Raw genomic sequence first — 25,479 nt, forward strand, 5'->3', positions numbered from 1 at the left:
AAGGGCGGACCGTAAGCGCCTCACAATACTTTCCGAACCACCGGCTTTGATTGCAGGCGTGATCCGCCTGGCTGCCGGTTTACGGCGTAGGTGGCGGTGGGTCGTAGACCACGGGTGCGTAGTGCTGCGGTGTGCCGCAGTAACTGGCCCCGGTGCCGCGCAGCGGTGATCGGCATACCTGCACGGTGGCCCGGCTGATGCTGGATGTCGTCGAGCTGGATCCGAGAGTGAAACCCAAGCTGACGATCGCGTTGTCGGCCCTGGCTTCCGCGCGCGCTGTTGTGCCGTTGCTGAGGTATGCCACGAAGGTCGCCACCGAGTAGTAGCCGTCGTCACGGCACAGGAAGCCCCATTCGTCTGGCAGTGGATGGTCGACCAGCGTGCCGCGGACGTCGAGGGTGATCGGCCGGATCGGGGTGGTTGTGCTGTATCGCCAGATCAGGCTGCCTTGGGTGGTGCCGTATCGGCAGTTGTCGCCCGAGTCGGCTCGGAACGGGAACACGGCGTTCGCGCGTGCCGCCGTGGACGACGCCAGCAGGCCGCTGATGACCGCGATGACGATCACGAATGCACGCCGCAGCCTAGTCATCGCTCGCTCCTCTTCGATGGATTCACGTCAAAATCCCGGCTGCGGGGACGGCGGCACCGACAGAGCGGTGGTGACCGTGCCACGCGACGACGGGGCAGACCGCGGCGTGCCGTCGGTAAAGCGGACGATCGCGTGAAATGTGTACGTCGTCCCGGGCCGGAGCCCAGTGAGCTCGACGGCTGTGGTCGACGGGCCGGTACTCGCCCGGATCTGCATCGGCTGGGTCGGGGTCGCCGCCGGTACGAGCAGGTCGTAGCCGGCGATGCGATCGGCGCTGACCGCCGGCGGTCGCCAGGAGACCGTCGCGGTGGTAGAGGTGACCGTGGCGGCGCCCGGCGGGCCGGGCACGAGCTCGTACGGCAGCGTCGTGACGTTCACCGGAGCCGATGCGGGGCCGCGGACGCCCGTGGTGTCGCGGGCCCGCACGTACAGCTGATACGCGGTGGCCGGGCGCAGGCCGCCGACCTGGACGAAGACCCAGGAGCTGGTCGTGGTGGTGACCAGCCGGCCCGGGTAGGTCGTGCCCGGTTGGCGGGTGTAGACCTCGTAGGCGGCGATCGGGTTGGTGCCGGCGGTGGCGTTGAACCAGGCGAGGTCGACGGTGGTGGCGGAGAGCAGCTGCGTGCCGGCGATGTGTGGGGCGGCGGGCGGGGAAACCGGCTCGCTCGCCGCGGCCGGCGCCGGGGCGGAGGCCACCAGCGCCAGGATCGCAGACACGAGCACGACCTGTGTTGGGCGGAACATGCCAGCATGCTGCCTTTTCCAGTGACGACTGTCAATGGATAGGACGTGTCGCCATGCCCGGGGGTTACGGATGTAAGCCGGCACGCCATGGCTTGACCGCGCGACCCGTGCAAGCGGCGCTGGAGGCCGGCGACCGGGTCGCCACCACCGTACGCGACCGGTTCACCGCCGAACGAGGACGGGCGACCACACCCGCACCAGCCCGCTGATCCGGTGACTGGCCCGGCCTGCGTGCCCTCGGCCCGGGGGGCGCGGGCAGGGCCGCCAGCCCAGCCCGGGACCGGCTGGGGTCACAGGGACCAGATGTATCCTGGCGGCCGCGCGACCGGCACGGTACGAGGCCCGTATCCCCGTCGACGAGGTCCGCACCGCCGCCGTCATCGCCAAGGTCCTTGCCGAGCGGTCCGGCGGGCTCGCCGTCCGCCGCGGCACCGTTTCGGCGCAGTCGACGCCGGACCGCGGTGCGGGAGTCACCGTCCGCGGTAACTCGCTCGGGCGGTGGCCCGCCCGGTCGGCCAGCCCGACTCGGTCCCGCGTTTTCCAGCGACCGCCGGCGGGTTTCCTCCGGCCCGCGTACCGATCAGCCGCAACGGAAACGACGCCTCCCTTAGCGCAAATCGCTTCACCTGGATCCTCGCCAAGCGATGCCGCGCCGCCACAGAGCCCCAGTGATCGTGCGTGACGGCCCTCCAGCCTGTGTCAGGGACCTTGGACCCACCGTTCCGGGCCAACCGCTCCTGCCCGCCCCGCTCGAATGCGGCGCACCCTTCGGGGCGTGTCCACAACCACGAACCACGCGTCCTCCAACCACCGGACGACCAGCGCGCTGGTATGGCGCGAACTCGCCAAGGCGTCGTTCGCGGTCCTCAGCCACGTCACGCCGGCGGGCCAGCCCCGCTCGAGCGGCGTTGTGTACCGCATGATCGACCGGCGGATGTTCGTCGCCGTTGCCGACGACAGTTGGAAGGCCCGGCATATCGCCGCCAATGGTCAGGTGGCGGTGACCGTCCCGGTGCGCCGCGGCGGGGTCATGGCGCTCCTGCTGCCGATCCCGCCGGCGACCATCAGCTTCCGCGCTTCGGCGGTCGTGCACCCGGCAGGCCCGCTGGAAAGCGGCCCGCTGGCCGAGATGCTGGTATCCATGCTGCCCACCGAGCGGCAGACGTCGAGCCGCGTTATCGAGATCACTCCCGAGGGCCTGTTTGTGACCTACGGCCTCGGCGTCTCCCTGATGCAGATGCGCGTCCCGGCCTTGGCCCGTGCCCGCGTGCCGGTGGCCTAGAACCCTCATGGCCCCGGTGTGGCCGGTCTTCGTCGTTTACCACCTCATGAAGTTCCTGGCGGTCTAGACGCCTCCCGTCACCAAAGGAATCCCGATGAACGACAGACGCAACCTGGCCGCCAGGCTCGGCGGTTGGAGCGTGCGGCACCGCAAGACCGCCATCCTCGGCTGGCTGCTGCTGGTCGTGGCCCTGACCGTCCTCGGCACCGCCGTTGGCCAACAACAGATGACCATGGACGAGTACGCGGAAGGCGACTCCGCCCGGGCCATGCAGGTCCTGGACGAGGCGGGAATCGAGCAGCCCGCCAGCGAGATGGTCCTCGTACACAGCGAGACCGCGACCGCTGACACGACGCAGTTCCGCGCGGCCGTGGACGATCTTGTGTCCGGCTTGCAGGCCACCGGACTGACCACCGATCTTCGCGAGCCGTACGCGACCGGCCTAATCTCGCGCGACCGCCACAGCGCGCTTGTGCAGTTCGCCGTAACGGGCGCGATGGAGACCGCGTACGAACGGGTGCAGCCGGTGCTGGACGCGGTGAACTCCGTCAGGGCCGCCCACCCCGAGCTGACCATCGACCAGTTCGGCGAGGCCAGCGCCAACAAGTGGTTCAACGACACGATCCTCAAAGACTTCCACCGCGCCGAATGGACGGCGATCCCCCTGGCGTTGGGCATCCTGCTCGTCGCCTTCGGCGCGCTACTGGCCGCGGTGCTTCCGGTCGGGCTGGCGATGACCGCGTTCCTCGCCGCGAACGGCCTGCTCGCCCTCGTCAGCCAACGCGTACACGTGGACAACTCGGCCAGCTCGGTGATGCTGCTGGTGGGCCTGGCCGTCGGCGTCGACTACTGCCTGTTCTACCTGCGCCGGGAGCGTGAGGAGCGCGCGAACGGGCACGACGCGGCTACCTCGTTACGCATCGCCGCCGCGACGTCCGGGCGGTCGGTGCTGATCTCCGGCCTGACTGTCGTCGTGGCGATGTCGGGCATGTTCCTGTCCGGCATGCTGCTGTTCGACGGGTTCGCGCTGGCCACCATCATGGTGGTGCTCGTGGCCATCACCGGCTCGGTGACCGTCCTGCCCGCGTTGCTCTCGCTGCTCGGCGACCGGGTCGACTTCGGCCGCATCCCCGGCCTGGCCCGGTTGCGGCGCCCGCAGGGTGGCAGCCGGGTTTGGGGCGCGGTGCTTGACCGGGTACTCGCCCGTCCCGGCCTGTCCGCGCTGGCGTCCGGGGCGTTCCTGCTCCTGCTGGCCGTGCCCGTGCTGGGCATGCACACGGAGCGGCTGAGCCTGGACAAGCAGCTGCCCGCCGACTCCGCGATCGTCCAGTCGTACGACCACATCGTCGAGGCGTTTCCCGGGGGTCCCAGCCCGGCCAGGGTGGTGGTGCAGGCCGACGACATCCAGGCGCCGCAGGTCCGCCAGGCGGTGACCGGCTTCACCGCCGCGGCCATGCGCACCGGGCTGGTCAACGAACCCATCCAGGTCACCACGCACGCAGCGCAGAACGTCATCGAGATCGAGGTCCCCTTGGCGGGCAACGGAACGGACAGCACATCGCGACGCGCGCTGGACGCGCTGCGCGACGAGGCGATACCGCAGACGTTCGGCGCCGTGCCTGACACGCAGGCGTACGTCACCGGGGAGCTGGCCTTCTCCGTCGACTTCAACGACCAGCTCCGGCGGGGCATCGTGCCGGTCTTCGTGTTCGTGCTGGGCCTGGCGTTCGTGCTGATCCTGGTGGCGTTCCGGTCGCTGACCATCGCCGTGGTCTCGGTCGGGCTGAACCTGCTATCCGTGGCCGCCTCGTTCGGGGTCATCGTGACGGTCTTCCAGCACGGCTGGGGCGCCGGGCTGGTCGGCACCGAGGGTGTCGGCGCCATCGAGTCCTGGCTGCCGCTGTTCGCGTTCGTCATCCTCTTCGGACTGTCCATGGACTACCACGTGTTCGTGGTGTCCCGCATCCGCGAGGCGCACGACAACAGGGCACCTACCCGGGAAGCCGTGTCGCACGGCATCCGTACGTCCGCGGGCGTGGTGACCAGTGCCGCGATCATCATGGTGGCGGTATTCGCTGTGCTCGCGACCCTCTCGATGCAGGTCTTCAAGCAGATGGGCGTGGGCCTCGCCGTGGCCATCCTGCTGGACGCGACCGTCGTGCGGGCGGTGCTTCTGCCCTCCGTGCTCTCACTACTCGGCGACCGCTGCTGGTACCTGCCCCGCTGGCTGTCATTCCTGTCTCGGTCCACCTCGAAGCCGGACCAGGCCGAACCCGGCCAGCCGCAGCCGAGACCACAGCAGGAAGTCGGCATGCCCGGCTAGCCGGCACAGCCGAGCCGTTCAGCCGCAGATCGGGACGGTATGGAGACTCAACGAGGTTAAGCTCACCGCGATATCCGCGGCCAGGAACTGGCAGTGGTGCCGGCTGCGGCGCCACCCGCGGTCTTCGTCGCTGACCAGGGCCGGATGCGCCTGCCGTGGAGACGACCCACTGGTCCTTGGAGTTCCACCGGAACGCGGATCCGCGGCGAAGGGCGTTCGCCGCAACTCGGCCAGTTCGTTGCGGGTGATGCCGGCGCCGGAGGGCGAGGCATCCCGGAGCGGCGAGGGTCGCGGGCGGGGGCCAACGCGGGTTCGCGCAGAAGCCGGCGGCGGGTCGGCCCGGAGGTGGGTTCGGTGGGCGGGATCCCGTTGCCGCCCCAGGTGTCTCCGGCGACGTACGCGAGGTCGCCGTCCAGCGCGATGGCGTTCAGCGCCTGGTTCGGCAGGATGTCGAGGCGTACCTCCATCGTCCCGGTCGCCGGGTCCAGGAGCGTGAGGGCGCCCTGCAGGCTGCCGTAGCGCGGGGCCGACGCGATCAGGACGAGGCCCGACGGCTCGTGGTGCACCACGTCCCAGGGCCGCTGCTGGTTGTTGCCGATCCGGCCGAAGCTGCGCACCCGACCGGTTCGGGGGTCCAGGTCGATGACCTCGCCGCTCGGGTAAAGAGCGCTGACCATCCGGTTCCGCCACGCCGCGATGTCCTTCGCCTCGCCGGCGACGGGGTACCGGCGGCTGATGCCGCGAGCGGGTTTGTGCACGGTGATCGCGAAGTGCCCGCCGACGTAGACCGAGCCGTCGGGTGCGGCGCACATCGACTGCAGGAGTTCGGGTCCGGCCGCCCGCGGGTCGTCGGCCAGGTCGTCCTGCTCCACCGTGTCGCGGCCGGGCGCGAGCGTCGACACGCGCCCACTGCCGTTGGCGGCGAAGACGGTTCCGTCGGGGAGCAGCGCCACCCCGCGTCCTTCGTCGCCTTCCGGACCTTGGGCGATCTTGACCAACCGGTCGCCGTCCCGGCGGAGGATGGATCCGGTCAGCCGTCCCAGGGCGAGCAGCCCACCGTCGTCGGTGACGGTCAGGGTGTCTACCAGGTACTCCTGGTCGGCGGGCACCTCGACGTAGCCGGAGCCGTCGCGGGCGATGTCGTGGACCCCGAAGGCGGACGCGGCGTAGACCCGGCCGCCGCCCGCGGCCAGTGCACCGAGTCCCGCGTCAAGTGGGGTGCCGGCGGGCATGACGTCGACCTTCACCCCGGTGCTGCGGTCGATCCGGACGATGTGGGAGGGGATCGTGCCTACGTACACGTAGCTCTCGTCCGCGGCGAGCAGGCGGGCGTACTGGGATCCGGGGAAAGCGCGCCCGAGGTTCGTCAGCGCTCCGGTCGCCGGTTGCAGGGACCAGACCTCTCCCCGGGGGTAGGTGCCGAAGTAGACGACGCCATCGGGTGCGGTGGTGGCGGCGAAGACGATCGTGCCGGACGGGCCAATGGTGCCGAGTCGCCTGGCGGTGCGGGTCGCCGGGTCGTACTCGACGATGTCGCCGAACGAGTAGGTGCCGATGTAGACCTTGCCGCCGGAGATGGTGCAGGCCCAGCCGCCGTCGCCCCGTTCGAGTGAGACCACGTCTGTCACGGTGCGGGACGCGATGTCGTACGTGACCACCTTCGGCGGTGTCTGCCCCCGGGTGACGAAGTATCCGGTGGTGCGGTCGACGGCCATGCCGACGATGGCCGCGCTCAGTGACGCCGGGCCGAACTGCCCCGGCTCGCGCGGGCTTGCGGCCGAGGCCGGCAGTTCGCCGAGCACGCTGCCGCCCACCGCGGACAGCGCCGCGAGTTGAATCACGTTACGTCGGCTGAGATGCGTCATGCGCCTGCTCCTCTTCGTTGGGGGACGTGTCGAAGCTGTCAGCGGCCGGCGATCGCGATGCGGACCAGGTTGCGGTCCTTGAGGCCGAACAGCGTGCGCTGGGACGGGTCCAGGGCGAGTTTGGGTTCGCCGCCGAACCACTGGCCGGCCAGTCCGTCGACGATGGTCGTGACCGTGAACGTCACCAGATCGATCTTGTAGACCGCGTTGCCGTCGGTGGTGTACGCGACCCGGCGCACGATGTGCAGGTCCGAACCGCGCGCGCCGACCTTCGTGGTCCGGGTGACGCGGCGCCGAAGCAGGTCGTACTCGAAGAGCACGCCGCTGTCGGTGATGCCGTAGATGGCCAGTGCGGTGTGTGCGAGGCCGGGGATGACCTTCGCCCCGGGCACCGGTTCGACCTGCCAGCGCAGTTGGCGGGTGCGCAGGTCGAAGGCAGCGAGCCGGGCGGTGGTGGTGACCGGCGGCAGGCCGAGCCCTTCCTGGATGTTCGTGCCGAGGTAGGCGACGCCGGCATGGCATGTCAGGGCGTAGAGGCTCTGCCGCTCGACGACGGGCCGGTAGGTGTCGAACCGGCCGGACCGCGGCGCGTAGAGAGCCAGCGTCCCATTGAGGTGACCCGGCTCTGGCTGCGTGGTCATGGCGATCAGCCCGGTCGCGTCGTCGTACGCGAGATCGCGCGGGCGGTCCTGCTGGTTGCCGGTCCTGGCCAGCAGGGTGGCGTCGGGCTCGCCCGCGCGGTGGCGGTAAAGCAGGGCCTGGGTGTAGACGCCGAGGTACGTCGCGTCGCGGACCGTTAGCGCCGTCTTGGGTTCGCCGGGTATGCCCAGCCGGGTCCGTGTGCCGGTAGCGAGGTCGTGGATGTCTGCACCGCCCTTGCCGCCGACGTAGACGCGCCGCCCGTCGCTGTGCACCGACATCGGCTCCTCGGGCGCGGCCCGGAAGCCGCGCTGCACGAGGTTGACGTAGCGCAGGGAGCGGTCGTCGGGGTCGAAGACGAAGATCGCGCCGTCCTGCACGCCGTAGACGAGGCCGTCGCGGGCGAGGAGCCGGTGGGTGGCCGCCTCGGGCTGGGCCACGCCCAGGGGTTCGACGGTTCCGCCGTCGATCGCGCAGCGGTAGAGCATGCCCGACGGCCGTGCGGCGAAGTAGACGTAGCCGTCGTGGATGAGCACCGACGTCACGTATTTCTCGCCCGTGGTCAGTACCCGGTGATCGGCCGGGTCGGCCTTGTTCAGCAGGAGCACCTCGCCGTTGGAGGAGATGCCGCCGGCCAGATGCGTGTCGGACAGCGTCATGCTGGCCACGAAGTCCCGGCCGGCGAGCGCCGCGGGAAGGATGTCGCGCCTGGTCCCGGTCGCGCGGTCGATCGCGACCAGGTGGGCGTGCGCGCCGACGCCCGCGTAGATGGTGGTCTCGTCCGCGGCGATGCTGCGCACGTAGGCCTCGCCGTCGGCCGTCACGCCCAGGTCGCGGCTTACTCCCGTCGCCGGGTCGTACTCGACGACCCGGCCGGGTTCGGAGATCGCGAGGTAGACCTTGCCGTCCGGCGAGGAGGCGAGGTTCCAGATGAAGTGGTACGGGTAGGCGCCCACCCTGTCGACCGCGCCCGTGACGGTGTCGAGGCGGTAGAGGTCGGAGCGGCTGTGGGTGCCGACGTAGACGTCGGTGCCGACCCGGCACATCGCCCACACGCCGACGCCGGTCGGGATCTCGGTGTGGGAGGTGACGGAGTCGGCGGTGAGGTCGTAGGCGCCCACGAGGTTGGGCGAGAGTCCGCGGGTGCCGGCATAGAGCACCGAGCCGACGAACTCCCCGTTACCCAGCGGGGTGGTGACGCTGGCCGGGCCGAGATCGCTGAGGGTGCCTTCGGGTTCGGTCGCGGCTTCGGCGTGGGCGGGGGCCGAAGGTAGGAGCACTGCTCCGCCAGCGAGCGCGGTGGCTTGCATGAGGTGACGGCGGGCAACCATGGACACGCCTTTCGGTCGGGACCGGAATTGCGCAGAGTCTAGTACGGCGATCGCTCGATGGGACATGTCCGAGGGTGAATTAGTCGATGACGTTGAGGATGGAACCCCAACTCCACCGTGTGCGCGGGGCATTGACGTCGGCGGCAGACCGCGCCTAGGGTCATTGCGGCCCCGCCCGATATGGCACAAGGGGCTGTGCAAGCAACAGCTCACCCAACCCCGGAGGGATCGCCCCCGGGGCCTCATCCAGATTCCGGTACTGACTGTCACGGCTTGGCCGCCGGCTCCCGGCCATCACTGGAAGAGAAGTAGGCCCATGACGAACCGCCGTACGCTGCTCCGCTCCGCCGTCGCCCTCACCGCCGCGCCGGCCCTGTCCCTCGCCTGGAACATGAACCCCGCGACCGCGAACGTCGCCGCCGGCGGCCTTGCCGCCGCCGGGGTGACCGTCGATCCCTTCGGCATCCCGCTACGCGACGTACTGCTCATCGGCGGTACCGTCGCCCCCGGCCCCACTGGAGAGCCGGTGCTCTGGTCCGCGGTGTCCGGTGAGCCGGCCCGGCTGGTCGCGATCGACCCCGCGACCGGCCAGGTCGTCTCAGCCCAGGACCTCACCGGCGCCCCCGGCTCGTACGCGGTGGCCGCCGCGCCCGACGGCACCGTCTACGTCGGCGCCTACAACACCGGTGACCTGTATCGCCGCCGACCCGGCCCGGACAGCCCGGTGGAGAACCTCGGCCGTCCACTGGCCTCCGAGACGTACATCTGGCGGATGGCCGTGGACGAGGCGGGCGTCGTCTACGGCGGCACCTTCCCCGGCGGGCGGGTCTTCGCCTACGACCCGGCCACCGGGACGACCCGCGACTACGGCCAGGTGTTCCCGGGCGTCCAGTACGTGCGCAGCCTTGCCATCGCCGCTGACAAGATCTACGCCGGCACCCAGCCGGACGCGCACCTGTTCGAGATCGACAAGGCCACCGGCGAGCGGCGCGAACTGCCGCTGCCGGACGCCCTGGGAGACGGCGCCGGCGTGACGGTCTACGACCTCAACGCCCACGACGGCCGCGTGTACGCGCGGTTCGGCTCGGCCACCAACGGCCGGCTCGGCGTGTACGACATCGCCGCACGGCGGTGGACCGACCTGATCGCCGACGTCGCCGGCCTGGACGTCTCCGCGCCGGGGCCCGGAGGCCTGGTCTACCTCACCCGAGCCGGCCGGCTCACCGGCTACCACCCGGGCAGGCGGACGTTCACCGTCACCCCGCTGGTCTTCCCCGGCCGGGTGGTCAACAACCGGGGCATCGGCTGGGTGACCCTCGCCGACCGGGACTGGCCGGGCCGGACCCTCGTCGGGCTGCTCTGGCGCGGTGACATGTTCCGCTGGAACCCGGTGACCGGTCGGGCCGACGTGGTGCAGACCAACGTGCCCGGCGCGCCGATCCCGATCGCGGCCCTGCATGTCGGCCAGACCGGCACCGTTTGGGTCGGTGGCTACCTCAACGGCGGCCTGGCCCGGGTGGACCCGGACACGGGTGTGACGAACTTCCAGCGGTTCGCCCAGGTGGAGAGTGTGCTGGAGACCGGCGACCGGGTCTGGCTCGGCGCGTACCCGGACTCCCGGCTGTACCGGTACGACGCAGCCGGGCCGTGGCACAGCCCCGAGTACTCACCCGGCCTGCCCGGCAGTGCGGACAACCCGGCCAAGATGCTCGACCTGAAGTCCGCCGACCAGGTGCGGGCCCGGGCACTGACCGACGCCGGCGACAAGGTCGCGTACGGCACCATGCCCAACACCAGCCTCGGCGGGGTGCTGGCCATCGTGGACAAGGCCACGGGCGCGTCGCGGGTGCACCGGCCGGTGGTCACCGACCAGTCGATCGTCAGCCTGACCCATGTCAACGGCTTGCTCGTCGGTGGCACCTCGATCTCCGGTGGGTACAGCGTGCCCCCGCCCACGCAGACCGATGCGATGCTGTTCGGCTGGGATGTCACCGGTGACACCAAGACGTTCGAGTTCGTGCCGGTGCCGGGTGCGACCGCGATCCCGGCGCTGGCGCTGGACCGCACGGGGCTGCTCTGGGGCCTGGCCGGTGGCCAGCTTTTCGCCGTCGACCTGGCGACCCGCTCGGTCGTCCAGCGCCTCCAGCTCGCCCCGGGCATCGCCGACAGCCGCGGAAAGCTCGGCTACGACGCCCCGCGCCACCTGCTGTACGCGCTTGTGAACGGCCAGCAGGTGGTGCAGGTCGACCTGGCCACCGGGTCCACACGGACGGTGCTCGAGCAACCGGCGGAGTTCCTCGCCGTGCACCCGGACGGCCGGCTCTTCCTCGGCGACCGCGAGCATCTGTACCGGGTCACAGTGACCGGCTGACCGCCGCGGGCCCCGGCAGCGAAGGCCGGAGCCGACCACGGGCGCACCAGCGCAGGCAAGGACTGGAGCGGGCCGGCGATCCGCGCGGTGGGATCGCCGGCCCGCCGTCGTGCGCCGGAATCCCGGGTTTACACCTGGATGCGAACCAGGTTGCGGCCACGCAGGGCGTACAGCGCCGAGCCGTCCGGTGCGGCGGTGAGCAGCGCCCCGCCGCCGTCGGCATGGCCGGTTGGTCTACTTGACCTCCGGCACCGAGCTCTGGCGCCGCGACCTGCCGACCGACGCGGTCAGCGCGCCACCCCACGGGGCGCCCCGGTCTACAACACGGCGACCGGCGTCCGTACGACCCGCGTGATCAGCCTCACCATGATCGGCGAGTGGCTGGGGCGGGCACCACGATCAGCGGCGGGGGCACCGTGCCCACCGCCGACCTGGCGACCGGCGAGAAGGCCCGCCCCGGGTTCAGCACACCGGGGCGAAGGGTACGGGCGTCGGGTTCCGTCGCTATTACGGGCCTGGTTCGATCTGGCCGGATACCTGTACGAACAGTAACGGTGTGACCTCGGTACTTCGCAGCTCTAGTATCGGCCCGGACCGTAAGTTACTGTACGGCCAACCTGACTCCCCCGGAAGGATGCGACATGCGTGTTCGCAAGAGTCTGTCGGCCGTCGTGGTGGCGCTCGTCGCCGCACTCGCGGCCACGGCTTGTGGCGATTCCGGCTCCGGTGAATCCGACAAGACCACCGTGACCATGTGGATATACCCCGTGATCGTCGACGAGGCCAAGCACCGCGCGTACTGGGACGAGACCGTGAAGGCGTTCCAGTCCGCCAACCCCAACATCGAGGTCAAGACCGAGATCTTCCCCTGGGCCAACCGGGACCAGGCACTGGCCACCGCCATCGCCGGCAAGAATGGTCCCGACGTCGTCTACCTGATCCCCGACCAGCTGCCCAAGTACGCCCGCAACATCGAGCCGGTCGACAAGTACCTCGACGACGCGGCCAAGAGCGACTACCACCCGAACGTGACGAAGTCGGTGAGCATCGACGGCAAGATGATGGGCGCGCCGATCCTCACCAGCGCCGCCACCCCGCTCTGCAACAAGAAGGTCTTCGCCGCCGTCGGCGAGACCACCTACCCCACCAGCTGGAACGACCTGCTCACCCTCGGACCGAAGTTCAAGGCCAAGGGCTACGACATCACCGCGTACCCCGGTGACTCCAAGCAGACCCTGAACCAGACCTTCTACCCGCTGCTGTGGTCGGCTGGCGGCGACGTGTTCAGCCCGGACGGCAAGTCGGTCGCCTTCAACAGCGACGCCGGGAAGAAGGCGCTGACCTTCCTGAAGCAGCTCGTTGACGGCGGCTACGTCGACAAGAGCCTGGTCACCACCGTCCCGTCGACCGAGCAGACGCGCATCGGCCAGAACAAGGTCGGCTGCGTCTGGCACGTGCCGGTGGCGGAGGCCGAGAAGCTGTGGGGCAAGGAGAACGTCCAGGCCATTCCGCACCTCAGCGACGTCAAGCAGATCGGCTACGGCACCGTCGGCTCGCTGTCGATGCTGAACGGCGCCAAGGACAAGGAGGCGGCCGGCAAGTGGATCGCCTTCGCGACCAACGCCGACAACAGCAAGACGTACGACACGGCCTCCAACTTCTTCTCCCCGCGGAAGTCCACCGGCTCGCTCTACGGCGACAACCCGGTCCTCAGCGTGCAGGAGCAGCAGGTGGCCACCAGCACCGTCGGCCCGCTGCACGAGAAGGCCCGGGACATCCAGGGCGTCCTGTCCCCGGAGATCCAGGCCGCTCTGCTCGGCAAGAAGTCGGTTGAGCAGGCGCTCGACGACGCGGCAAAGGCCGCAGCGCCCCTGCTGGGCTGATCTTGGCGCGGCTCGCGGTGGGCGTACCCTGCCCACCGCGAGCCGCCACGAAAGGGTTGTCAGATGGTTGCACTACCGGGGAGCCAGCTTCGGCGGGCACGCCGGCCGTCCGCCCGCGAGGCCGGCACGGCCCTGCTGTTCGTCCTGCCGTTCCTGCTGCTCTTCATCGTCTTCCGGTTCGGCCCGGCGATCGCCGGGGTGATCCTCGGCTTCACCGACTACACCATCGGCGCCGACACCAGCTGGACCGGCCTGGAGAACTTCCGCCGGCTCGTCGACGATCCGACCTTCTGGTCGGCGCTGCGCGTGACGGTCGTCTTCACCGCGCTGTCGGTACCCCTGTCGATGCTGGCGTCCCTCGGCATGGCGCTGCTGACCCGCCGCGCCTTCCGCGGCGCGAAGCTCTTCCGGTCCATCTTCTTCCTGCCCGTGGTGACCAGCCTGGTCCTCGCCGGGGTGGTCTTCACCTGGGTCTTCGCCGACGGCGGGCCGTGGTCGCGGGCGATGGGAGCGCTGGGTCTGCCGGCCGGCTCCTGGCTCGCCGACAGCGTGCTGGTGGTCCCGGCCCTGGTCCTGGTATCGGTCTGGTCCCGCTTCGGCTACGGCATGCTCATCCTGCTCGCCCGCCTGCACGGCATTCCGGCGGAGCTGGAGGAGGCGGCGCTGACCGATGGCGCCTCGGCCTGGCAGCGCTTCCGGTACGTCACGCTGCCGCAGCTGCGGCCCGCACTGTTCTTCGTCGCCATCATCGAGACCACCGTGTCGTTCCAGGTCTTCGACATGATCTACGTGATGACCGGCGGCGGCCCGGTGCGCTCCAGCTACAGCCTCGTGTACCTGCTCTACGACCAAGGGTTCAAGTACTTCGACCTGGGCTACGCCAGCGCGGTCGGCGTCGCTCTGTTCGTGATGACGATCGTCGTGGCGCTGATCCAGCGGCTGACCTTGGGGAGGGAAGAATGACCGACACCGTCACGCCCCCGGCCACCGCCGCTCCGGCCACCGGAACGCCTCCGCGTGACCGGCGCACCTACCGCCCCTACCGCGCCGGCCGGTCGGGAAAGGGCTGGTTGATCGGGCGTACCGCGCTGCTGCTGGCCGGTGCCGTGCTCACCCTCTTCCCCTTCTATGCGATGGTCGTGCTGTCGTTCAAGCCGGCCGGTCCGGTCACCTTTCCCGACAGCCTGCTGCCCTGGCCGTTCTCCACGGAGGCGTACGACCAGGTCATCGGCGCCAAGAGCGTGCTGCGCTGGATGGTGAACACGCTCGTCTACTCGGTGGTGTCGGTGGTCGGCGTGCTGCTGTTCGCCTCGATGGCCGGTTACGCCTTCGCCAAGAAGCGGTTCCCCGGCAAGGAGACGATGTTCTGGTCGTTCCTCGCGATGCTGATGGTGCCGTACCACGTCACGATGATTCCCACATTCATCATCATCTCCGAGCTCAACGGCGTGGACACGTACTGGGGCATGATCGTGCCGACGCTGGCCAACGCCCAGGCGGTCTTCCTCATGCGACAGTTCATCGCCTCGCTGCCCGATTCGCTGTTCGAGGCCGCCCGACTCGACGGCTGCTCCGAGTGGCGGGTCTACGTCGCGATCGTGCTGCCGCTGATCAAGCCGATCCTGGCCACGCTGGGCGTCTTCGTCTTCCTCTGGCACTGGAACGACTTCCTGTGGCCGCTCATCGTCGGACAGAGCCTCGACATGAGGACGCTCACCACCGGCATCGCCTCGCTGCAACAGGAGAACGTGCCGCTCAACATGCTGCTCGCCGGATCGGTGGTGGCGTTCGTGCCGATCTTCATGGCCTACCTCGTCGGCCAGCGCTACTTCCAGGAGGGCGTCGCCACCACGGGCATCAAGGGATGAGCGTCATCGCGGTGGCGGCCGCGCCGCACGTCCGCGAGCTGTTCCTGGACCCCGGCACAGCGGCCGCGCTGCGGCGTCTGGGCGAGGTGCGGCTGCCCGCCGACGGCGCCGACGTGGGCGACGAGGCGGTGCTCGCGCGACTGCTCGCCGACGCCGACGTCGTCGTCACCGGCTGGGGCACCGCACCGCTGACGGCCGCGGTGCTCGCCGCCGCGCCCCGGCTGCGGCTGCTCGCGCACACCGGGGCCGGCGTGAAACCGTTCGTCACGCCGGAGAGCTTCGCCCGCGGCGTCCGGGTGACCCAGGCCGGCGACGCGATGGCGTACGCGGTGGGGGAGCAGGCTCTCGCGCTGACCCTCGCCATGTTGCACCGGTTGCACCGGTTCGACCACGCGTTGCGCAGCGGGGCCGACTGGGCCAGCGCCAAGGACGCCCCGCCCCGCCGGGAGCTGCGCGGGGCGACGGTCGGGGTGGTCGGCGCGTCCCGGACCGGCCGGGCGTACCTCGGCCTGGTGCGCACGTTCGGGGCGCGGGTGCTCGTGGCCGACCCGTACCTGTCCGACGCGGAGGCCGTAGCGCTCGGCGTCGAGCGGGTCGGCCTCGAGGAGCTGCTCGCCCGCAGCCCGGTGCTGTCCCTGCACGCCCCGGTGCTGCCGGAGACGATCGGAATGATCGGGGCACCCGAACTCGCCCTGCTGCCGGACCGCGCGCTGCTGGTCAACACCGCCCGCTCGGCGCTGGTGGACGAGACCGCGCTGCTGGCAGAGCTGCGCACCGGCCGGATCGACGCCGCGCTGGACGTCTTCGACGCCGAGCCGCTGCCGGTCGACCATCCGTTCCGCCGGCTGCCGAACGTGCTGCTGACGCCCCACGAGGCCGCCGGGACGGTGGAGTCCCGGCGGCGGGCGGGCGCGATCGTGGTGGCGGAGATCGACCGGTTTCTCCGCGGGCGTCAGCTGGCCCACGAGGTACGGCCCGAGCAGCTCGCCCGGATGGGCTGACCAGGGCTGACCTGCGCTGGCGTGGCCAGAGGCGGGAGAAGTAGCCTCTGCGCTCATGCGCATCGCTCTGGCCGGCCTCGCCACCAGTCACCCCTACACCGACGCCCGCAACCTGCGCGACCACGCCGAGCTGGTGGTGTGGGAGCCGGATCCGCAGCGGCTGGCACGGTTTGAGGCCGAGCAGCCGGACGTCGCCGTGGCGCCCGACCTCGCCGCGCTGCTGGCGACCCGCCCGGACGGCGTGGTCCTCACCGTTCCCACCCCGGACGTGCCGGACGCGCTGGCCCAGGTGCTGGCCCGCGAGCTGCCCTGCTTCGTCAACAAGCCGGCCGCCGCGACCCTCGGGCAGCTCGACCGCCTGGAGCACGTCGTGCGGCGGGCACCGGAGCTGGTGCTCACCTGCTCGGTGCTGCGCTTCGCGCCGGACTTCGTCGCGTTCGAGGTGGCGCGCGAGGAGGTGCTGTCGGTCCGGGCCACGGTGCGGCACGACGTCGGTCTGTGGGCCACCGGCTACAACCCGTGGCAGGACGACCCGTCGGTCGGCGGCGGCACGCTGGTGATGATGGGACTGCACGGCGCGGAGCTGCTGGTCGCGCTGCTCGGGCCGGCGGTGCGGTTGGTCGGGGCCGCCGGCACCGTACGCCGCCACCGGGGACTGCGCTCCGAGGACACCGGGCTGCTTGCGCTGCAGTGGGACGACGGGGTTCCCGGCGTGGTCGAGGTGCTCGGGGTCAGCCAGGGCGAGGCGTACGAGGTGACCGTCCACACCGCTGGCGGCGAGCAGCGGGTGGTGGTGCGCGGCGGCGCCGACCAGCTCGGTTACCGGGCCACCGTCGAGGCGTTCCTGGGCATGGTCCGTGGCGGGCCGAGCCCGGTGCCGTGGGCGCAGACCCGGGCCGTGCTTGGCCTTCTCGCCGCGGCGCGCGTCACCGCCTGAACCAGCCGGCCGGTCGCCGGGCGACCCACCACCCCCGACACCTTGACGCTCCAAGGGTCGGAAGTTACGGTCATGACCGTTACTTCGAAAGGGTGTGGTGGCATGCGTACGGTGGCGGACCTGGAGGAGCGGCTTGCTCGCCCGCGGGACGTCCTGGTGGACGACCTGCGCAAGCTGGACGGCGACATCCTGATCCTCGGCGCGGGCGGCAAGCTGGGGCCCAGCCTGGTCCGGCTGGCGCAGCGCGGGGTCGCGGCGGCCGGCACGGGCGCGCGGGTCGTGGCCGTGTCGCGCTTCTCCGAGGCGGGCCTCGCCGGCGCGCTGCGCGACGAGGGCGCCGAGGTGGTCGAGGCGGACGTCGCCGACGACGCCGCGCTCGCCGCGCTGCCCGACGCGGCCAATGTGATCTTCCTGGTCGGCGCCAAGTTCGGCACCTCCGGCCGGGAGCACGCCACCTGGGCCACCAACGCCTACCTGCCGGGCCGGATCGCGCAGCGCTTCGCCGGCTCGCGGCTGGTGGCGCTGAGCACCGGCAACGTCTACCCGCTCGTGCCGGTCACCACCGGCGGCTGCGTCGAGCAGATCCCGGTGCAGCCGGTCGGCGAATACGCGATGTCCTGCCTGGGCCGCGAGCGCATCCTCACCCACTTCGCGCTGCGCGACGACACCCCGCTGGCCCTGATCCGGCTCAACTACGCCGTCGAGATGCGCTACGGCGTGCTCGTGGACATCGCCCGCGCGGTGCACGCCGGCGACGCGGTGGACCTCACGATGGGGCACGCCAACGTCGTCTGGCAGGGCTACGCCAACGAGGTCATCCTGCGCGCCCTGCACCACACCGCCACGCCGCCGTTCGTGTTGAACCTGACCGGGCCGGAACTGGTCTCCGTCCGCCAGGTCGCCACCGCGGTCGCCGCCCGGCTGGGCCGCGAGCCAGTGTTCACCGGCACCGAGGCACCGACGGCGCTGCTGTCGAATGCCCAGCTCTGCCACCGCCTCTTCGGCTACCCCGACGTGCCCCTCGCCGAGCTGATCGACCTGACGGCCGACTGGGTCGCCGGCGGCCAGCCCTTGCTCGGCAAGCCGACCGGGTTCCAGCACCGCGACGGCAAGTTCTAGGAGAGATCGTGTTGACGGCATCGAGCACCCGACAGGCCGCGGCCCTGGCCCGGTTCCGGCGCGGGTGCGTCATCCCCGCCCACCCGCTCGCCCTGGACGTGAACCGCAGACTCGACGAGCGCCGGCAGCGGGCCTTGACCCGCTACTACCTCGCTTCCGGTGCGGGCGGCATCGCCGTCGGCGTGCACACCACCCAGTTCGCCATCCACGACCCGAAGGTGGGCCTGCTCGCCCCGGTGCTGGAACTGGCCGCCGATACCGCGGCCGGCACGGACGCGATCCTCGTCGCCGGTGCCTGCGGGACACCGCGCAGGCGGTCGCCGAGGCGGAGTTGGCGGCCTCGCTGGGCTACCACATGGTGCTGCTGTCGCCATACGGGCCGCTTGACGAGGACGGCCTGGTCAAGCGGGCCGAGGCGGTCGGCGAAGTGCTCCCGGTCATCGGTTTCTACCTGCAGCCGGCCGTCGGCGGCCGGGAGTTGTCCCGGGACTTCTGGACCCGGCTGGCCGCGCTCGAATCGGTGGTCGGGATCAAGGTGGCGCCCTTCGACCGGTACCGCACGCTCGACGTACTGCATGGCGTCTGCGCGGCCGGCCGCAACGGTGACCTCGCCCTCTACACCGGCAACGACGACCACATCCTGGCCGACCTGGTGGCGCCGCACCGGGTCATCGTCGACAAGCGGGCGGTGGAGGTCGAGTTCGTCGGCGGGCTGCTCGGCCAGTGGGCGGTCTGGGCGCGTACGGCGGTGACCCTGCTCGACGAGGCCCGGCGGGCGCGCGCCGGTGACGACGTCGCGCTGCGCCGCCTGCTCACTCTGGACGGTCACCTGACCGACGCCAACGCGGCCATCTTCGACGCCGCGAACGGCTACCACGGTTGCATCCCCGGCATCCACGAGGTGCTGCGCCGGCAAGGCCTGCTGGCCGGCCGGTGGTGCCTGGACCCGGACGAGGAACTCTCGCCGGGTCAGCTCGCCGCGCTCGACCGGGTGCACCGGGCCTACCCGCACCTGCGCGACGACGACTTCGTCGCCGAGCACCTGGACGAGTGGCTGTCCTGACGCGTGCCGGGCGATCCGGTCAGCGTGGGCGGGGACCGGATGGCCTCAGAGGGTCAGCCGGTAGAGGGTCAGCGGGCGGCCGCTGGTGCCGGAGGCGAGGTTGCCGGCCCGCTCGGCCAGGCCGGCCAGCTCCAGCCGGTGCAGCATCCGCCGGGCGGTGCGTTGCTGTACCCGCAGGTGGTCGGCCACCTCGCGGCTGGTCAGCGGCTCTTCGCCGACCGAGGTGCGCACGTCTCGCAGCCGCAGCAGGGTCGGCACCGACAGGCCGACCCGCTGGGCGATGACCGCCAGGTTGACCTCCGACGGCCGCGGGGTGGGCGTGGTTGACTCCAGCACGATGTCGGTCTCGCCGCGCAGCGACAGCACGGCCGTGGTCGGACCGACCCGGCGCGCCCGGCTCAGCGCCCGCCGGGCCAGGTTTTCCGCCTCGGCGGCGCTGCGTCCCAGACCGAAGCCGATCTGCACGGTCTCGTGCCGGTCGGCGATGCGCCGCAGCATCGGCAGCGCGGTGAACCCGCTGGTGGCGTCGTGCAGCGGGCCGCGGGTGGTGACGATCAGGTACGTGTCGGGGGCGAACCGGGCCAGCGTCCCGCCGAGCGCGGCCACCTCCTTGAGCAGCCCGTCGTCGCCGTCGGAGAGGTTTGCCAGCCCGAGCGCGATCTGGGCGTCCTCCTGGGCCTGGCTGCCGACCTGCAGCAGCAGTTGGCGCAGCGCGGTGCGTACCGAGTGGTTCGACGGGGCCAGGCGCAGCGCCGCCATCTCGTGGCGCAGCACCTCGTACACCGAACTGATGCAGGTGAGCGCGACGTCCGCGCCGGCCTTGCGCTGCCGACGGTGGAACGCGACCACGTCCTCCGAGCTGAGGCCGCTGCGGTACGGCAGCGACCGGACCCGTTCCACCGGCAGGCCCGCCTCACCGAACGTGGTGGCGACGTCGGTACCGGTGACGGTGTCGATCGACATGCGGGTGACGTCGTGCCCGGCGCGCAACAGCCGTACGGCGGCTTGGAGCAGGGTCGCCCCGGTGTAGTCGACGAAGACCGCCGGGCGGTTGAGGGAGCTTGCCTCCCGGGCGAGCGTGTAGGGCACCACGCCGGTGAACAGCCATGCGTCCACCTGGCCGGCGTGTGCCTCCACGATCGCCGGAGCCTGCGACTCGTGGTCGTAGTGCAGCCGGCGGGCGGTGGTGCCGGGCTGCTCGTCGCAGGTCGCGGCCACGTCGTCGACTAGGTCGTGCGGACCGATGACCCCGATCTCGACGGTCACCCGCTGCCTCCTGTCGGGGGTTGCGTTGTTCGCAGCACAAAGATTACGGTCGGGCCCGGTATTACTGTAGCCCTGGAGGGTACGTGTCGTCGTTTCCCAGCATGGCCGACGCAAGCGGCCGGACGATCGGCGCGGAGGAGTTGGCCGCGGTCAGCCGGGTGCTGCAGTCGGGCATGCTCAGCTCGGTCTGGGGCACGGAGGTCCGCGCCCTGGAACGCGAGATGGCCGATCGCCATGGAGTGTCGCACGCGGTGGCCGCCAGTTCGGGCACCGCGGCCCTGCACCTGGCCGTCGCCGGCGTCGCGCCCGATCCTGGCGACGAGATCATCACTTCTCCGATCACTGACTTCGGCACCGTGGCGCCCATTCTCGCCCAGAACGCGGTGCCGGTGTTCGCCGACGTCGATCCGTACACCGGCAACCTGGATCCGGCGGCGGTCGCCGCCGCGATCGGGCCGCGCACCCGGGCGATCCTCGCCGTTCACCTGTTCGGCGCCGCCGCCGACCTGCGCGCGGTCGCCGCCGCAGCCGGCGTGCCGCTGATCGAGGACTGCGCCCAGGCGTGGCTCAGCCGCTACCCCGACGGCACCCTCGCCGGCACGGCCGGCGCGATCGGCTGCTTCAGCCTCCAGCAGTGGAAGCACATCACGTGCGGCGACGGCGGCCTGGCCATCACCGACGACCCGGTGCTCGCCCGCCGGATGCGGCTGTTCGCCGACAAGGGCTGGCCGCGCGACGATGCCCGCCGGCATGTCAGCCTCGGTCTGAACTACCGGATGACCGAACTCGCCGGCGCCGTCGCCCGGGCCCAGTTGGCGAAGCTGCCCGGGGTGCTCGCCGACCGGCGGCGCACCGCCCGGCGGCTGGTCGACGCGCTGGCCGACCTACCCGGCGTGCACCTGCCGGCGGACGTGGACGCGCACGCCTGGTGGTTGTTCCCGGTCGTGCTGGACCCGCCGCTGACCAACCACGAGGTGGCCGGGAAACTCGCCGCCGCCGGGATACCTGCCCGTGCCGGCTACCTGCAACAGCCGCTGCACTGCGCCCCGGCGCTGACCGAGGCCCCCGTCTACGGCGCCTCCCGCTTCCCGCTCACCGTGCCACCGGCGGACCGGCTGCCGGCGTACGGACCCGGGGCGTGCCCGGTCGCCGAGCGGATGATCGAGCGGACGCTGCTGGTGGTCGACTGGAACGAGAGGTACACCGATGCGCACGTCGACGAGATCGCCCAGGCCGTCCGCACGGCGGTGACTTCGTGATCGCGCCGGCCGCCGCCGCGCTGCGCGACCGGCTGCGCTGGCGCCTGATCGCCGCGACCGCCACGCCGGTGGACGCGAGCGGCGCCGTCAACGCGCACGTGCTCGACCACTACCTGCGCGGGCTGGTGACCGACGGGGCGGACGCCTTGGCGGTGCTCGCGCACACCGGGCGCGGCCCGTACCACGGCGAGTCCACCCGCGACCTGGTCATCAGCCGCGCCGTCGACACCGGGGCGCCGGTGATCGTCGGCGTCGGCGGCCGGCCGGGGGAGCGCACCGACGACGTGGCCGCCCAGGCGGTGCGGGCGGCCACCCTCGGCGCGGCCGGCCTGCTGGTCTTCCCGGTGGACGGCGATCCGGTCGCCCACCACGACGCGCTCTGGCGCGCCGCCGGCCTGCCGATGCTCGCCTTCGACCTCTACCTGCGGCCGTACGCCGAGCCCGTGCTCGCCGAGCTGCTGCGGCACCCCGGTGTCGCCGGGGTGAAGGTGGCCCGGCTGCACGACGCCCTCGCCTGCCAGGCCGTCCTGGCCGCCGCCCACCTCGCCGACCGGCTGGCGGTCACCGGCGAGGACCGGATGTTCGGCCCGTCGCTGATGTGGGGCGCCGAGGCGGCCCTGGTCGGCCTGGCCGCCGCCGCGGTCCCGACCACCGCGCGGGTGCTGCGGGCCTACGCCGACAAGTGCCACGACGAGTTCATCGCCGCCTCCGCCGACCTGGACCGGTTGGCCGAGGTCACCTTCACCGCACCGATGGAGGGGTACGTGCAGCGCATGCTCTGGATCGCCGCCGAGGAAGGGCGGATCCCGGCGGACCATGCCGGCGACCCGTACGCCCCGGCGCTGCCCGACGGCGACCGGGACCGGGTGCTGCGCGTGGCTGGACGCCGGTGAGCGGCAACCCGTTCGTGGCCGCCGACCTGCCACCGGTCACCCTCGACATCGACGTGCTCGTCGGCCGGTACGCCGACCGTCCCGGGCCCGTCGGCGAGCCCGCGGCGGTCGCCGCGACGCTGGCCGCCAACGGCGTCGAGCGGGCGGCTGTCGCGAGCCTGCGCGCCGCCCTGTTCGACATGCGCAGCGGCAACGACGAGGCGGCCGCCCTTGCCGGCCCCGGCGTGCTGCCGGTCGGCGGGCTGGACCTGCGCGACCCGCTCGGCGCCGAACGGGAGGTGGTCCGGCTCGCCGAACGTGGCGTCCGGGCCGTGCGGCTGTTCCCCGACGAGCAGCGCGTCGAGGCGGACTTCCCGTCCGTACGGCACGTCGGCCGGCGGGCGGCCGAGGCCGGCCTGGTCGTGCTCACCGGCGGGGATGTCCGCCGGTTCTGGCGGCCGCTGCGCGGCGTGACAGTGGTCTTTCTCGACACGCACTTCTACCACCTGGGCGACTTCGTGGTGGTGGCCCGCGACGAGCCGGGCTTTCACACCTCCACCCGACTGCTCAACTCGCCGGACGCGCTGGAGACCGTCGCCGCGCACGTCGGGGTCGAGCGCCTGCTCTACGGCTCCCGTACCCCGTTCTACGAGCCTGTCGTCCCGCGGCTGCGGCTGGCCCGGGCCGGGATCGACCCGTCCGGGGTCGCGGCGGTTGCCGGCGGGAACGCCCGCCGGATCCTGGGGCTGGCCCGATGATCATCGACGTGCACGCGCACTGGGGACCGTGGTTCTTCAGCATGGAGGTCGGCGCGGTCGCGACCAACCTCGCGGTCATGGACCGGTACGGCATCGACCTGGCCGTGGTCTCCGCCAGCGAGGCGGTGATCTACGACGTCGCGGCCGGCAACCGGGCGATGGCCCGCGTGCTGGAAAGCACCGACCGGCTGCTGGGCTACCTGACGATCAACCCACGCCGGTTGGACGACGCCGAGCGGGACGTGCGCGACCTGCTGCCCACCGGCCGGTTCGTCGGCGTGAAGATCCACACCGACTACACCGCCTCGCCGGCGAACTCCGCACAGACCCGGGCCGCCCTGGAACTGGCCGCCGCGCACGACCTGCCCGCCCTCGTGCACACCTGGGACACGACGCCGCTCGACCTGGCCCAGGCGGTCGCGGACATCCCCGGAGTACGGGCCATCGCCGGGCACATGGGCGCGAACGGGTGGCGGCACGCCATCGAGGCGGCCAACGGGGTGGACCGGCTCTGGCTGGAGCCCTGCTTCTCGCACACCGAGGCGGGTCGGTTCGCCGCGGTGGCGGCGGCCGTTGACCCCGGCGGCTGCTCTTCGGCACCGACGCCACCCTGATCGACCCGGCCGCCGCGTACGGGGCGGTGCTCGCCGCCGACCTGTCGCCCGAACTGGCCGAACGGGTCGCCTGGCGAAACGCCGCCGAACTGTTCAGGCTCGACCCGTCCGCCCCGGCGAATCTTCCCGGTCGGAGCATTAGATGAACTCCACGCCTTGGGCGAGGGGCAGCTGGCCGGAGAAGTTGATGGTGTTGGTCGCCTGGCGCATGTAGGCCATCCAGGAGTCGGTACCGGACTCCCGTCCGCCGCCGGTCTCCTTCTCGCCGCCGAACGCGCCGCCGATCTCCGCACCCGAGGTGCCGATGTTGACATTCGCGATGCCGCAATCGGACCCGGAGACGGACACGAACCGTTCCGCCTCGGCCTGGTCGTTGGTGAAGATCGCCGACGACAGGCCCTGGGGCACAGCGTTGTTCAAGGCGATCGCCTCGTCGAGCGTGTGATAGGTGAGGACGTACAGGATGGGGGCGAATGTCTCCTGCTGTACCACGTCAGTCTGCGACGGCATCCGGACCACGGCCGGCTCCACGTAGTAGGCGGAGGGTTGGTCGTCGGCGAAGACCCGTCCACCGCCGCAGACGATCTCGCCGCCTTGGTCGACGGCCGCGGCCAGTGCGGCCTGCTGGGCGTCGAACGCGGCCCTGCTGATGAGGGGACCTACCAGCACGCCGTCGGCAGTAGGGCTGCCGATCGGCAGGGTGCGGTAGGCGTCAGCGATCCGGCCGACGAAATGGTCGGCGATCGAGGTGTGCACGATGAGCCGGCGCAGCGTGGTACAGCGCTGCCCGGCGGTGCCCGCGGCGGCGAACACGACGCCGCGCAACGCCAGATCCTGGTCGGCGCTCGGCGTGACGATGGCCGCGTTGTTGCCCCCGAGTTCGAGCAGGGTCCGGCCGAACCGGGCGGCGACGACCGGGGCGATCTCGCGCCCCATGCGCACGGAACCGGTCGCCGAGACGAGCGCGACCCGAGGATCCTCGACCAGTTGCCGACCGCCGCTGCGATCGCTGAGCACGACGTGGTGCAGGTCGGCCGGGACGCCGACCTCACGAGCGGCCCTGGCCAGCAGCGCGTCAGTGGCCAGCGCACTGAGCGGGGTGACCTCGGACGGCTTCCAGACGACCGTGTCTCCGGCGACCAGTGCCAGCGCGGTGTTCCACGCGTAAACCGCGGTCGGGAAGTTGAATGCCGAGATGACCGCCACCACGCCGAGCGGATGCCAGGTCTCGGCGAGCCGGTGCCCGGGCCGCTCGGACGGCATGGTCTTGCCGAACAGTTGACGCGACTGCCCGACGGCCAGGTCGGTGACGTCGATCATCTCCTGCACCTCGCCGAGGGCCTCCGAGCGGATCTTGCCCACCTCGGCGGTGATCAGCGTGGCCAGATCCTCTTTATGCTCGACCAGTAGTTGTCCCCACCGCTTGACGAGTCGTCCGCGCACCGGTGCCGGCACCTCGCGCCAGGTGAGGAACGCGGCTGCGGCGCGCCCGATGATGCCATCGATGTCCCCAGCACTGTGGCCAGCCAGACCGAAGATCACCTCACCGGTGATCGGGCTGCGCACCTCGGCATCACCCTTGACGGCGTCGAGGTCGACGCCGATGACCCCGAGTGCCTGCTGTACGTCGCTGCGGATGTCGGCGGTGGTGGGAAACGGACTCATGATGACTCCTGATGTGTGCAGGTGGATCAC

General features: G+C 71.3%; 21 protein-coding genes. 15 read left to right on the forward strand and 6 right to left on the reverse strand.

The genetic code is table 11. The features are described 5' to 3' along the window. Positions 1-79 precede the first annotated feature (79 nt). Both Phou_RS29715 and Phou_RS29720 read right to left on the reverse strand, forming a co-directional pair. Positions 80-565: a hypothetical protein gene (locus Phou_RS29715; protein WP_173061876.1), complete on the reverse strand. Its 486-nt coding sequence runs from the start codon at positions 563-565 to the stop codon at positions 80-82. A gap of 51 nt (positions 566-616) precedes the next feature. Beyond that, complete coding sequence (locus Phou_RS29720; protein WP_173061879.1) at positions 617-1,333, reverse strand: fibronectin type III domain-containing protein; 717 nt, start codon at positions 1,331-1,333, stop codon at positions 617-619. Between the two features lie 754 nt (positions 1,334-2,087). Here Phou_RS29720 and Phou_RS29725 point away from each other — a divergent pair. Next, positions 2,088-2,615 (forward strand): pyridoxamine 5'-phosphate oxidase family protein, encoded by a 528-nt coding sequence (locus Phou_RS29725; protein WP_173061882.1) that lies wholly within the window; start codon positions 2,088-2,090, stop codon positions 2,613-2,615. A 94-nt stretch (positions 2,616-2,709) separates the two neighbouring features. After that, the gene (locus tag Phou_RS29730) at positions 2,710-4,938 is read left to right on the forward strand and encodes an MMPL family transporter (RefSeq protein WP_173061884.1); all 2,229 of its coding nucleotides are present in this window, start codon (positions 2,710-2,712) and stop codon (positions 4,936-4,938) included. 62 nt (positions 4,939-5,000) lie between these two features. Here Phou_RS29730 and Phou_RS29735 read toward each other — a convergent pair whose 3' ends face one another. Together Phou_RS29735 and Phou_RS29740 are read right to left on the reverse strand one after the other, a co-directional pair. Continuing rightward, positions 5,001-6,803, reverse strand: coding sequence for a hypothetical protein (locus Phou_RS29735; protein ID WP_173061887.1), 1,803 nt, complete (start codon positions 6,801-6,803; stop codon positions 5,001-5,003). A 38-nt stretch (positions 6,804-6,841) separates the two neighbouring features. Next, on the reverse strand, positions 6,842-8,773 hold the full coding sequence (locus Phou_RS29740) for an NHL repeat-containing protein (protein WP_173061890.1): 1,932 nt from the start codon (positions 8,771-8,773) through the stop codon (positions 6,842-6,844). Between the two features lie 316 nt (positions 8,774-9,089). Here Phou_RS29740 and Phou_RS29745 point away from each other — a divergent pair, with 316 nt between their 5' ends. The 8 genes from Phou_RS29745 (at position 9,090) to Phou_RS29780 (ending at position 19,015) form a co-directional block, all read left to right on the forward strand. Next, positions 9,090-11,144 carry an outer membrane protein assembly factor BamB family protein gene (locus Phou_RS29745; RefSeq protein WP_173061892.1) on the forward strand — a complete coding sequence of 685 codons (2,055 nt, stop codon included), beginning with the start codon at positions 9,090-9,092 and terminating at the stop codon, positions 11,142-11,144. A 641-nt stretch (positions 11,145-11,785) separates the two neighbouring features. Beyond that, a complete protein-coding gene (locus Phou_RS29750) occupies positions 11,786-13,027 on the forward strand; it encodes an ABC transporter substrate-binding protein (protein ID WP_173061895.1) in 1,242 nt (413 codons plus the stop codon). Between the two features lie 63 nt (positions 13,028-13,090). Beyond that, entirely contained in the window at positions 13,091-13,990 is a 900-nt protein-coding gene (locus Phou_RS29755) for a carbohydrate ABC transporter permease (RefSeq protein ID WP_173061898.1), read from the forward strand. Then, entirely contained in the window at positions 13,987-14,895 is a 909-nt protein-coding gene (locus tag Phou_RS29760; protein WP_173061901.1) for a carbohydrate ABC transporter permease, read from the forward strand. Before Phou_RS29755 ends, Phou_RS29760 begins: the two co-directional genes overlap by 4 nt. Beyond that, a complete protein-coding gene (locus Phou_RS29765) occupies positions 14,892-15,896 on the forward strand; it encodes a hydroxyacid dehydrogenase (protein ID WP_173061903.1) in 1,005 nt (334 codons plus the stop codon). The genes Phou_RS29760 and Phou_RS29765 overlap by 4 nt, the downstream gene beginning before the upstream one ends. 55 nt (positions 15,897-15,951) lie before the next feature. Next, positions 15,952-16,833 (forward strand): Gfo/Idh/MocA family protein, encoded by an 882-nt coding sequence (locus Phou_RS29770; protein ID WP_173061906.1) that lies wholly within the window; start codon positions 15,952-15,954, stop codon positions 16,831-16,833. A 102-nt stretch (positions 16,834-16,935) separates the two neighbouring features. Further along, positions 16,936-17,952, forward strand: coding sequence for an NAD-dependent epimerase/dehydratase family protein (locus tag Phou_RS29775; protein ID WP_173061909.1), 1,017 nt, complete (start codon positions 16,936-16,938; stop codon positions 17,950-17,952). A gap of 331 nt (positions 17,953-18,283) precedes the next feature. Further along, positions 18,284-19,015, forward strand: a complete 732-nt coding sequence (locus Phou_RS29780; protein ID WP_218579260.1) for a dihydrodipicolinate synthase family protein — start codon at positions 18,284-18,286, stop codon at positions 19,013-19,015. A gap of 45 nt (positions 19,016-19,060) precedes the next feature. Here the strand turns inward: Phou_RS29780 and Phou_RS29785 are convergent, their stop codons facing one another. Further along, positions 19,061-20,281 carry a response regulator gene (locus tag Phou_RS29785; RefSeq protein ID WP_173061912.1) on the reverse strand — a complete coding sequence of 407 codons (1,221 nt, stop codon included), beginning with the start codon at positions 20,279-20,281 and terminating at the stop codon, positions 19,061-19,063. A 101-nt stretch (positions 20,282-20,382) separates the two neighbouring features. Between Phou_RS29785 and Phou_RS29790 the strand changes: the two genes are divergently transcribed. From Phou_RS29790 to Phou_RS55755, 5 genes are read left to right on the forward strand one after another with little or no spacing between them, the layout of a single operon-like run. Next, entirely contained in the window at positions 20,383-21,540 is a 1,158-nt protein-coding gene (locus Phou_RS29790; protein WP_173061915.1) for a DegT/DnrJ/EryC1/StrS family aminotransferase, read from the forward strand. After that, positions 21,537-22,433, forward strand: a complete 897-nt coding sequence (locus Phou_RS29795) for a dihydrodipicolinate synthase family protein (protein ID WP_218579261.1) — start codon at positions 21,537-21,539, stop codon at positions 22,431-22,433. The genes Phou_RS29790 and Phou_RS29795 overlap by 4 nt, the downstream gene beginning before the upstream one ends. Continuing rightward, positions 22,430-23,170, forward strand: coding sequence for an amidohydrolase family protein (locus tag Phou_RS29800; protein ID WP_178134983.1), 741 nt, complete (start codon positions 22,430-22,432; stop codon positions 23,168-23,170). Before Phou_RS29795 ends, Phou_RS29800 begins: the two co-directional genes overlap by 4 nt. Continuing rightward, the gene (locus Phou_RS29805) at positions 23,167-23,784 is read left to right on the forward strand and encodes an amidohydrolase family protein (RefSeq protein ID WP_218579262.1); all 618 of its coding nucleotides are present in this window, start codon (positions 23,167-23,169) and stop codon (positions 23,782-23,784) included. The genes Phou_RS29800 and Phou_RS29805 overlap by 4 nt, the downstream gene beginning before the upstream one ends. Beyond that, positions 23,784-23,930, forward strand: coding sequence for a hypothetical protein (locus tag Phou_RS55755; protein ID WP_371872238.1), 147 nt, complete (start codon positions 23,784-23,786; stop codon positions 23,928-23,930). Before Phou_RS29805 ends, Phou_RS55755 begins: the two co-directional genes overlap by 1 nt. Here the strand turns inward: Phou_RS55755 and amaB are convergent. Beyond that, the gene (amaB, locus tag Phou_RS29810; RefSeq protein WP_173061918.1) at positions 23,923-25,449 is read right to left on the reverse strand and encodes an L-piperidine-6-carboxylate dehydrogenase; all 1,527 of its coding nucleotides are present in this window, start codon (positions 25,447-25,449) and stop codon (positions 23,923-23,925) included. The two genes, Phou_RS55755 and amaB, sit on opposite strands and share 8 nt — an antisense overlap. Positions 25,450-25,479: the final 30 nt, after the last annotated feature.

Origin of the sequence: Phytohabitans houttuyneae, assembly GCF_011764425.1 — a bacterium.
In the GTDB taxonomy this organism is placed as follows: Bacteria; Actinomycetota; Actinomycetes; order Mycobacteriales; family Micromonosporaceae; genus Phytohabitans; species Phytohabitans houttuyneae.

Bases quoted from the DNA above. Each gene is read 5' to 3' on its own strand.
- Phou_RS29745 (WP_173061892.1), top strand. From the start codon at position 9,090: ATGACGAACCGCCGTACGCTGCTCCGCTCCGCCGTCGCCCTCACCGCC.
- Phou_RS29790 (WP_173061915.1), top strand. From the start codon at position 20,383: ATGGCCGACGCAAGCGGCCGGACGATCGGCGCGGAGGAGTTGGCCGCG.
- Phou_RS29725 (WP_173061882.1), top strand. From the start codon at position 2,088: ATGCGGCGCACCCTTCGGGGCGTGTCCACAACCACGAACCACGCGTCC.
- Phou_RS29750 (WP_173061895.1), top strand. From the start codon at position 11,786: ATGCGTGTTCGCAAGAGTCTGTCGGCCGTCGTGGTGGCGCTCGTCGCC.
- Phou_RS29775 (WP_173061909.1), top strand. From the start codon at position 16,936: ATGCGTACGGTGGCGGACCTGGAGGAGCGGCTTGCTCGCCCGCGGGAC.
- Phou_RS29740 (WP_173061890.1), bottom strand. From the start codon at position 8,773: ATGGTTGCCCGCCGTCACCTCATGCAAGCCACCGCGCTCGCTGGCGGA.
- Phou_RS29735 (WP_173061887.1), bottom strand. From the start codon at position 6,803: ATGACGCATCTCAGCCGACGTAACGTGATTCAACTCGCGGCGCTGTCC.
- Phou_RS29760 (WP_173061901.1), top strand. From the start codon at position 13,987: ATGACCGACACCGTCACGCCCCCGGCCACCGCCGCTCCGGCCACCGGA.
- Phou_RS29770 (WP_173061906.1), top strand. From the start codon at position 15,952: ATGCGCATCGCTCTGGCCGGCCTCGCCACCAGTCACCCCTACACCGAC.
- amaB (WP_173061918.1), bottom strand. From the start codon at position 25,449: ATGAGTCCGTTTCCCACCACCGCCGACATCCGCAGCGACGTACAGCAG.
- Phou_RS29805 (WP_218579262.1), top strand. From the start codon at position 23,167: ATGATCATCGACGTGCACGCGCACTGGGGACCGTGGTTCTTCAGCATG.
- Phou_RS29720 (WP_173061879.1), bottom strand. From the start codon at position 1,333: ATGTTCCGCCCAACACAGGTCGTGCTCGTGTCTGCGATCCTGGCGCTG.
- Phou_RS29755 (WP_173061898.1), top strand. From the start codon at position 13,091: ATGGTTGCACTACCGGGGAGCCAGCTTCGGCGGGCACGCCGGCCGTCC.
- Phou_RS29730 (WP_173061884.1), top strand. From the start codon at position 2,710: ATGAACGACAGACGCAACCTGGCCGCCAGGCTCGGCGGTTGGAGCGTG.
- Phou_RS29765 (WP_173061903.1), top strand. From the start codon at position 14,892: ATGAGCGTCATCGCGGTGGCGGCCGCGCCGCACGTCCGCGAGCTGTTC.